Origin of the sequence: Streptacidiphilus pinicola (genome assembly GCF_003258295.1) — a bacterium.
GTDB lineage: Bacteria > Actinomycetota > Actinomycetes > Streptomycetales > Streptomycetaceae > Streptacidiphilus > Streptacidiphilus pinicola.
The window spans coordinates 27,549-36,411 of the sequence record NZ_QKYN01000122.1 but is presented as its reverse complement, the minus strand read 5'-3'; the positions used below and the strand labels follow the sequence as shown (position 1 = coordinate 36,411).

Here is an 8,863-nt window from a genome sequence, read left to right as displayed (position 1 = left end):
CAGCCGCTTGCGCCGGGCGCGGGCCCGGGCCGCGGCGCGCGCCTGGGAGCGGGTGGGCCGCGCCGAGCGGGACGCGTCCTGGGGCGCGCCGTCGCGCGGGTCCGCACCGTCGGCCGCGTATGCGGCCGCGCCGCCACCGGAGGCGCCGCGACCGGAGGCTCCGTGGCCGGAGGCAGTCGAGCCGTAGCGGGAGGCGCCAGCGCCGGAGTCGAGGTGGTCGGAGGCCGCGTGGCCGGTGCCGCCGTAGGTCGGGGCGCCGTAGCCGGAGTCACCGTAGCCGTCCGCGGCGTATCCGGTGCCCGCGTACGGGCCGCCGGAGGCGGCGGGGTCCTCTGCAAAGGAGTCGTACGAGCCGTAGGTGTCCGAGCCGTACACGTCGTCGGACCCGTAGGCGCTGGGCGCGTGCGCGGCGCGGCCGTAGCCGTCGTACCCGGCGTCCTGGTAGGGCGCAGCGGGGTGCGGCGGTCCGGCGGGTCGGGGCGCTGAGCCGGGGCGGGCGTGGCTGGACATAGCTGGATCCTCGCAGGTGGTCGTCGTGACGCGGCCGGGTGAGCCTGCCGGCCACCACCTCTCAGTCCGTCCGCCCACACCCTGCTGTGCAGGCGTCACCCGCGTCACGGTACCCCCAACGAGTGATCCGGGACCGCAACGGCGTGTCCGGGGGCGACCGTTTCTGAGTACCGGTCAGCGCTCGACACGCCGCTTCTGCCAGGGCCGGACCGGCGCGACCCTGGCTGGGGGACCGTCAGCACACACATCACCCGATGTGTCTAAGGTCACAGACACCACACAGCGTCAGGCTCCCGGGTGGGTGCGCGAGCTGACCGACCAGGGCGTCTGGCGCGGACCCCTCAGCCTGCGGGGCGGAAGACGGGCACGCGCGGACCGGGTTCACCCTCGGCGTCAAAAGCGACAAAGTCGGCTACAAGCTCCATATCCACCTGAAGCACCGTCGGATCGCAGTCGACCACCGTCGTCATCAGCCGCGGACCCTCCGCCAGCTCGACGACCGCGGCCACGTAGGGCAGCCGGTCGCGGAACGGCGGGAGGTCGTTCGCATGGACGACGGACCAGGTGTAGAGGGTGGCCCGGCCGCTCGCCTGCTCCCAGGCGACGTCCTCACTCCAGCAGTGCGGGCAGAACTCGCGCGGGTAGTGGTGTGCGCGCCCGCAGCCCTGGCAGCGGCGCAGCAGCAGCCGGCCCTCGGCGGCGGCGTCCCAGTAGGGCTGGGTGAACGCGTCGGGCTCGGGGAGGTCGGTGCGCGGGGAGGGCATCAGGATCTCCGTCCGGATCGTGTGGAGCGATGGAGCGGGAGCGGGCGAGCGATGGAGCCGGGGGCAACGGAGCCGGGAGCGATCTGTCAGGCGCCGAAGAGGTGGAGGACACGGTCGAGGGACCAGCACTGCCAGCTCATCGCGAGCAGGCAGACCAGCGAAGCCAGCGCCATCATCAGGTTCTGCCCCTGCTCCGCCCAGTCGTGGATCATCAGGACGAAGTAGAGGAGGTTGAGCAGCAGGCCGGCCGCGAGCGCGATCGGACTGAGCAGCCCGAAGGTGAGGCCGAGGCCGAGAGCGAGCTCGGCGAAGACGACGACGTAGGCCATCAGCCGCGGGCGCGGGGCCACCACGCGGTCGAAGGAGTCGCGCACGAAACCCCAGCGGTGCCGGGAGGCGACGCCCTTGGCCCACTCGATGCCGGTGGAGCGCTGCAGCCAGCCCTTCTTGTCCTTGTGGCGCCAGCTCTCCAGCCACCACAGGCCGAGACCGATCCGTAGGACCGCGAACCACTGGGCCGCCGAGAGCCCATAGGTGTGCACCGACTGCACGGGCGACCTCCCCATCCCATTACTGACGCAGCGTCAGTTCGACGTCTTCCTGAGAAGCGCCCCCGACAGTAATCTGATGGTACGTCAGATTACAGACGGCGGGACAGTCGGCAGTACAGACCGGATCGGAGGCGCGCCATGCGGGAGACGGACACCGAGAGCGACGCGAGCGGACGGGCACTACGCCCGCGCGCGGTGGACCTGGACCGCTTCTTCCGGCCCGCGTCCGTCGCCGTCATCGGGGCGTCCGACACGCCGGACCGGCCCAACACCGGGATCACCAAGCAGCTGCGCGCCTGGTCGGAGCGGGTCGGGGCGCGGATGTACCCGGTCAATCCCGGACGGGACGAGGTCGACGGGCTGCCCTGCTACCCCTACCTCGCCTCGATCCCGGCCGACCCGGACGCGGACCCGATCGACCTGGCGGTCGTCCTGCTCGCCGATCCGGCGGCCGTGCTGCCGCAGTTGATCGAGGCGAAGGTGAAGTTCGCGGTGGCCTTCGCCTCCGGCTTCGCCGAGACCGGCGAGCGCGGGCGCGAGGCGCAGCGGCGGCTGGAGAGCCTGGTCGCGGAGGCCCCGACGGGCCTGCGGCTGCTCGGCCCGAACACCAACCTCAACGCCTTCGAGCGGTTCCGCGAGGACCTCTCCGGCCCGGCGATCGCGCTGATCACCCAGTCCGGGCACCAGGGCCGGCCGCTGTTCGCGCTGCAGGAGCTGGGCATCCGGCTCAGCCACTGGGCACCGACGGGCAACGAGGCCGACCTCGAGGTCGCCGACTTCGTGCAGTGGTTCGCCGACCAGCCCGAGATCGGCGCCATGGCCGCCTACATCGAGGGCATCAAGGACGGCCGGGCCTTCCTGCTGGCCGCGGACCACGCCGCCCGGCGCGGCGTGCCGGTCGTCGCCGTCAAGGTCGGCCGCACCGACGAGGGCGCGCGGATGGCGCAGTCCCACACCGGCAAGCTGACCGGCGCGGACGACGTCGTGGACGCGGCCTTCCGCCAGTTCGGCGTGATCCGCGTGGAGGGCCTGGACGAGCTCCAGGACACCGCGGCCCTGCTGGCGCGGGCCAAGCCGCCGCGGGCGCCCGGTGTCGTCGTCTACTCCATCTCCGGTGGCACCGGCGCGCACCTGGCCGACATGGCCTCGGCGGCCGGGCTCACGCTGCCGCGCCTGTCGCAGGCCAAGCAGGACGAGCTGCACCAGTGGATTCCCGAGTACCTGAGTGTGGCCAACCCCGTCGACAACGGCGGCCACCCGGTCGGCGACTGGCGCGGGCGCAGAATCCTGGACGCGATCCTGGACGACCCGGACGTGGGCGTGCTGATCTGCCCGATCACCGGCCCGTTCCCGCCGATGAGCGACAAGCTGGCGCAGGACCTGGTCGAGGTCGCGGAGACCACGGACAAGCTGGTCTGCGTCATCTGGGGCTCCCCGGTCGGCACCGAGGCGGCCTACCGGGAGACGCTGCTCGGCTCCTCGCGGGTCGCGGTCTTCCGCACCTTCGGCAACTGCGTGAAGGCGGTCTCCGCCTACCTGCGGCACCACGAGTTCGTCCGCTCCTACCGCTCCCCCTTCGACGAGGCCCCGCGCGAGGCCTGCGCCGGCAAGGCGAAGGCGGAGCGGCTGCTGCGCGGCGGCGAGAAGCTCAGCGAGTTCGCGGCCAAGCAGCTGCTGCGCTCCTACGGCATCCGGGTCCCGCGCGAGCAGCTGGTCACCAGCGCCGCGGGCGCGGTCCGCGCGGCCGGGGTGGTCGGCTACCCGGTGGTCCTCAAGGGCTCCGCCCCGGACGTGGCGCACAAGACCGAACTGGGACTGGTGAAGGTCGGCCTGACCAGTGCCAGCCAAGTACGGGAGGCCTTCCGTGAGTTGACGGAGAACGCGCGGGCGGGCGGGATCGCCCGGCTGGACGGCGTGCTGGTCTGCCAGATGGTCGAGGCGGGTGTCGAGATGGTCGTCGGCGTCACCGACGACGCGGTGTTCGGGCCGACCGTCACGGTCGGCATGGGCGGAGTCTTCGTCGAGGTCATGCGCGACACCACGGTGCTGGTCCCGCCGTTCGGCCCCGGGGACGTGCGCGACGCGCTGGCCCGGCTGCGCTGCCGCCCGCTGCTGGACGGCGTGCGCGGCCTGCCGCCGATGGACGTGGACGCGCTCGTCGACGTGGTGCTGCGAGTTCAGCGAATGGCGCTCGAACTCGGGGATCGGCTGGCGGAGTTGGACATCAACCCGCTGGTGGTGCTGGAACGGGGAAAGGGAGTCGTGGCCTTGGACGCGCTGGCGGTGTGCAGGTGAGCGACGCGGTGCTGCTGGTCGAGGACGACGCGGGGAACGGGGTGCGGCGGCTGACGCTGAACCGCCCCGAGGCGCTGAACGCCGTCACGGCGGAGCTGCGGGAGCGGCTGATCGCCGCGCTGGAGCAGGCGTCGGCGGACCGGAACGTGCGGGTCGTGGTGCTGACCGGCGCCGGGCGCGCCTTCTGCTCCGGGGCGGACCTGAGCGGCGGCGCAGAGGGAGAGCGAATTCCGGGGGACGTCGCACGGATGCTGCGGCAGGGCGTGCAGCGGATGGTCTCCGCCGTGCTGGACTGCGAGAAGCCGGTGCTCTGCGCGCTCAACGGCGTGGCCGCCGGGATCGGCGTCCAGCTGGCGCTGGCCTGCGACCTGGTGGTCGCGGCGGAGGAGGCCTCGCTGGTCCAGGTCTTCGCCAAGCGCGGGCTCGTCCCGGACGGCGGCGCGGCCTGGCTGCTGCCACGGCTGGTGGGCGTGCAGCGGGCCAAGGAGCTGCTCTTCCTGGGCGAGAAGGTGCGCGCGGCGGACGCGGAACGGATCGGCCTGGTCAACCGGGTCGTGCCGGGCCCGGAGCTGGAGAAGGTGGTGGCCGAGTGGGCCGACCGCCTCGCCACCGGGCCGACGCGGGCCTACGCACTGACGAAGGCTCTGGTCAACGCGTCCCTCGACGGGGACCGGGCCGCCTCGTTCGCGGCGGAGGCGACCGCGCAGGAGATCAACATGACGACGCACGATGCGCAGGAAGGCGTCCGCGCGTTCGTGGAACGGCGTGCAGCGAAATTCGAGGGGCGTTAGCTGCACTGGCTTCACTGGCCATGGAACCAGGGCATCAGATTCAATCGGTGGCAGCGGGACGAAGCGGAGGAGCGAAGCATGGGGCACGAAGGAATGGCGGTGGCCGCCGTCCGCTATCTGCGGGCGGTCGGGGCGCCGCTGAGTGTCGCGCCCACTGTGGAGGAGGCCGTGCTGGCGGAGGAGGCGGCCGAGCCCGCGCTCCAGGAGGCCGCGGAAAACCGGCAGTTGCGGGACGCGCTGGGCCACTTCGCCACCGGGATCACCGTGATCACCGCTGCCGGTGAGGACGGACAGCCGGTGGGGTTCGCCTGCCAGTCCTTCTCGTCCCTCTCCCTGGACCCCCCGTTGATCTGCTTCAACGTGGCGCGGACCTCGACCAGTTGGCCGCGGATCGCGCGCGCGGGCGCGTTCTGCGTCAACGTGCTGGCCGACGACCAGGGCGAGTTGTGCCGGTCCTTCGCCGTCAGCGCGTCCACCGGGGCGGACAAGTTCGCGGGCGTCGCCTGGCAGGCGGCGCCGGCCACGGGTTCGCCGCGGCTGGAGGGCGCGCTGGCGTGGGTGGACTGCACCATCCACGCCGTGCACACCGGCGGGGACCACCTGATCGTGCTGGGCCGGATCCGGGAGCTCGCCGCGCCGCGCGGCGAGCAGGCCGGTCCGCTGGTCTTCTACCGCAGCAACTTCAGGCAGCTGCGGGAACAGTAGGGCGCAGCGGCGTCCCTTCCTCCGCGCCGGGCCGGCGCAGCATCAGCGAGCAGGCGGCCGCGACCGCGCAGAGCGCGCCCGCCCCGTACCAGGCGAGGTCGTAGCTGCCGAGCTGGTCGCGGATCACCCCGGCCAGGGCAGCGACGATCGCCGCGCCGACCTGGTGGCCGCAGAGCACCCAGCCGAACACCACCGGCGCGTCGTCGCCGAACCACTCCCGGCACAGCGCCACCGTCGGCGGCACCGTGGCGACCCAGTCCAGGCCGTAGAACATGATGAAGACGACCATGCTCGGGTGCACGGTCCTGGCGAACAGCACCGGCAGCACCAGCAGCGAGGCGCCGCGCAGCACGTAGTAGACGCCGAGCAGCTTGCGCGAGTCCAGACGGTCGGTCAGCCAGCCGGAGAAGACGGTGCCGACCACGTCGAAGATGCCCACCAGCGCGAGCAGCGAGGCCGCGGCGGTCTCGGCCATCCCGTGGTCGCCGGCGGCCGGGATGAAGTGCGTACCGACCAGGCCGTTGGTGGTGGCGCCGCAGATCGCGAACGAGCCGGTCAGCAGCCAGAACGCGCGGGTGCGCGCCGCCTCGCGGAGCACCCGCACCGCACGCAGGCCGCGTCCGGCGGGCACCTCCGGCTCGACGTGGTCCTCGGGCGCGCCGTAGGGCAGCAGGCCGAGGTCCGAGGGGCGCTCGCGCATCAGCAGCGCCACGACCGGCACCACCGCGAGCGCGCAGACCGCCACCGTGATCGAGGCGCTGCGCCAGCCGTACTGCTGCACCAGCCAGGCCAGCACCGGCAGGAACACCAGGTTGCCCGCGGCGCTCGCGGCCGTCAGCACCCCCGTGACCAGGCCGCGCTGGGCCACGAACCAGCGCGCGGTGACGGTCGCGCTGAACGCGAGCGCCATCGAGCCGGAGCCGAGGCCGACGAGGAAGCCCCAGCCGAGCAGCAGTTCCCACGGCTGGTCCATGACGATGGTCACGCCCGCCCCGAGCGCCATCACGGCGAGCGCGGCGGAGACCACGGGACGGATGCCGAAGCGGTCCATCAGCGCGGCGGCGAACGGCGCCGCCAGTCCGTTGAGCAGCACGTTGATCGAGACGGCGGTGCCGACCAGGCCGTGCGACCAGCCGAACTCGTGGTGCAGCGGTTCCATCAGCAGGGACGGCGTGGAGCGGAAGCCCGCCGCGCCGACCAGGACGACGAGTGCGACGGCGGCGACGATCCACGCGTAGTGCAGGCGCGGCCCGTTCGGTCGAGTGTGGCCGGGACTCTCGACGGCGGGGGTGGATTCAAGCTGATCGGTCACCCGAGGAGCTTGCCGTGCCGGGCGGCGCGGCAGCGAGTGGCCCGAAGGCCACCTTGCGCAAGGATCAGGCCAGGAGCAGAGTGGCGTCATGGCCACGCGTACTGCTTCCCGCCCACACGAGGTCGCCGTCCTGGCGATGGAGGGCGTGGTCGCCTTCGAGCTCTCCACGCCCTCGCGCGTCTTCGAGTCCGCGCACGAGAAGGACGAGGCTCCCCACTACCGCGTCCGCACCTGCTCCTTGGACGGCGAGCCGGTGCGCACCAGCAGCGACTTCCGCGTCGTCGTCGAGCACGGCCCGGAGCTGCTGGCCGAGGCCGACACCGTGATCGTCCCGGCCTCCTTCGAGCTCGGCCCCGTCTTCACGGACGGCCGGCTCACGCCCGAGCTGGAGCGCGCACTCGGCTTCGTCCGGCCCGGCACCCGGGTGGTCTCCATCTGTACCGGCTCCTTCGTCCTCGCCGCGGCCGGCCTGCTGGACGGCCGCCGCGCGACGACGCACTGGCGTTACACCGACCGCTTCCGGCAGCTGTTCCCGCAGGTGCTGCTCGACCCTGACGTGCTGTTCACCGACGACGGCGAGGTGCTGACCTCCGGCGGCGTCGCGGCGGGCATCGACCTGTGCCTGCACATCGTCCGCCGTGATCTCGGCTCCGCCGTGGCCAACCACGTGGCCCGCCGCTGCGTCGTTGCGCCGTGGCGTGAGGGCGGCCAGGCCCAGTACGTCGAGGTGGCCGTCCCGGAACCCGGCGCCTCCGGCACGGCCCCGGCCCGCGCCCACGCGCTGGAACACCTCGCGGACAACCTCACCCTCGGCCTCCTCGCCGAGCGCTGCGGCATGAGCGTCCGCACCTTCACCCGCCGCTTCCGCGAGGAGACCGGGCAGAGCCCCGTCCAATGGCTCCTCGTCCAACGCGTCCACCGCGCGCGTCGCCTGCTGGAGCAGGGCGAACTGACGGTGGACCGCGTCGCCCACGCCGTGGGCTTCGGCAGCGCGGCGAGCCTGCGCCAACACATGCACTCCGTGCTGGGCGTCTCCCCGACCGCGTACCGGAGGACGTTCAAGGCTGTGGACTGAGGGGAGTTGCACGACCCAGGGGCGCGGGGCTGCGCGACAAGCCACCCTGGGCCACGATCCCGAGCGGACAGGGCCGGCCCCCTCGGGTGGGGTTCTCGCGCAGTTCCCCGCGCCCCTGGGTGGTGCCACTACCGCACGATGCCGAAGTTGAAGTCTCCGGTGCCGAGAACGCCGTAGAGGCGGACCCAGAGGCCGGTGAGTTGCTCGGTGGCCCGCGCGCTGGTCACGTCGCCGAGGTCGATGATCTGATCGGCCGCCCAGCCGAAGGACTGCAGCAGCTCGCTGACGGTCGACTTCGCGTCGGCGTCGTCGCCGCTGAGGAAGACGTTGTGGTGGCCCGGGACCCGGCCCGGGGCGACCATGACCGCGTTGTTCATCGTGTTGAGCGTCTTCACCACGCGCGCCTCGGGGAAGGCGCGCTGCAGCTGCTCGGCGACGCTGACGCCGTCCGGCGTGGCGATCTTCGGCGGGAAGCCCTCCGAGAAGTCGAGCGGGTTGGAGACGTCGACGACGACCTTGCCGCGCAGGTTCTCCGCGCCCGCCGCGGTCAGCGCGGCCAGGGAGACGAGTCCGCCGGTCGCGTTGACGACGAGCTCGGCGTCGGCCGCCGCGTCGGCGAAGGTGCCGTGGGCGGCGGCGTTGGCCGCCGCCCACTCCTTCGCGGCGGGGTTGTCCGCGCTGCGCGAGCCCATGGTGACCTGGTGCCCGAGGCCGGCCAGCCGGGTGGCGAGCGTGTGGCCGACCTCGCCGGTGCCGAGAACTGCGATCTTCATGCGCATTCCTGTCTGCAGAGTGCCGGTCACGTGGGACCGTCCGCTGGATCCGGACCGATCATGCACGCACGGGGGGCTCCCCGCAGA

General features: G+C 72.7%; 8 protein-coding genes and 1 pseudogene. 4 read left to right on the top strand and 5 right to left on the bottom strand.

Annotation, left to right across the window (positions count from 1 at the left end):
- The 3 genes and pseudogenes from DN069_RS29210 to DN069_RS29200 form a co-directional block, all read right to left on the bottom strand.
- Positions 1-510 (bottom strand): annotated as a pseudogene (locus DN069_RS29210) (hypothetical protein); the annotation flags it as partial.
- A 341-nt stretch (positions 511-851) separates the two neighbouring features.
- Entirely contained in the window at positions 852-1,274 is a 423-nt protein-coding gene (locus DN069_RS29205) for a Zn-ribbon domain-containing OB-fold protein (RefSeq protein ID WP_111506007.1), read from the bottom strand.
- A gap of 86 nt (positions 1,275-1,360) precedes the next feature.
- Positions 1,361-1,816, bottom strand: a complete 456-nt coding sequence (locus DN069_RS29200; RefSeq protein WP_111506017.1) for a DoxX family membrane protein — start codon at positions 1,814-1,816, stop codon at positions 1,361-1,363.
- A gap of 147 nt (positions 1,817-1,963) precedes the next feature.
- Between DN069_RS29200 and DN069_RS29195 the strand changes: the two genes are divergently transcribed.
- The 3 genes from DN069_RS29195 to DN069_RS29185 all read left to right on the top strand — a co-directional run bounded on the left by DN069_RS29195 (position 1,964) and on the right by DN069_RS29185 (position 5,616).
- Entirely contained in the window at positions 1,964-4,120 is a 2,157-nt protein-coding gene (locus DN069_RS29195) for an acetate--CoA ligase family protein (RefSeq protein WP_111506005.1), read from the top strand.
- Positions 4,111-4,911, top strand: a complete 801-nt coding sequence (locus tag DN069_RS29190) for an enoyl-CoA hydratase/isomerase family protein (RefSeq protein ID WP_111506003.1) — start codon at positions 4,111-4,113, stop codon at positions 4,909-4,911. Before DN069_RS29195 ends, DN069_RS29190 begins: the two co-directional genes overlap by 10 nt.
- Positions 4,912-4,989: 78 nt before the next feature.
- Positions 4,990-5,616: a flavin reductase family protein gene (locus tag DN069_RS29185; RefSeq protein WP_243639872.1), complete on the top strand. Its 627-nt coding sequence runs from the start codon at positions 4,990-4,992 to the stop codon at positions 5,614-5,616.
- Here the strand turns inward: DN069_RS29185 and DN069_RS29180 are convergent.
- Positions 5,594-6,928, bottom strand: a complete 1,335-nt coding sequence (locus DN069_RS29180) for an MFS transporter (RefSeq protein ID WP_424556338.1) — start codon at positions 6,926-6,928, stop codon at positions 5,594-5,596. The genes DN069_RS29185 and DN069_RS29180 overlap by 23 nt on opposite strands.
- Positions 6,929-7,016: 88 nt before the next feature.
- Here DN069_RS29180 and DN069_RS29175 point away from each other — a divergent pair, with 88 nt between their 5' ends.
- Positions 7,017-8,003 carry a GlxA family transcriptional regulator gene (locus tag DN069_RS29175; RefSeq protein WP_111505996.1) on the top strand — a complete coding sequence of 329 codons (987 nt, stop codon included), beginning with the start codon at positions 7,017-7,019 and terminating at the stop codon, positions 8,001-8,003.
- A gap of 128 nt (positions 8,004-8,131) precedes the next feature.
- On the opposite strand, the gene DN069_RS29170 is transcribed toward DN069_RS29175, so the two are convergent.
- Positions 8,132-8,776, bottom strand: a complete 645-nt coding sequence (locus tag DN069_RS29170) for an NADPH-dependent F420 reductase (protein WP_111505994.1) — start codon at positions 8,774-8,776, stop codon at positions 8,132-8,134.
- Between the last annotated feature and the right edge of the window lie 87 nt (positions 8,777-8,863).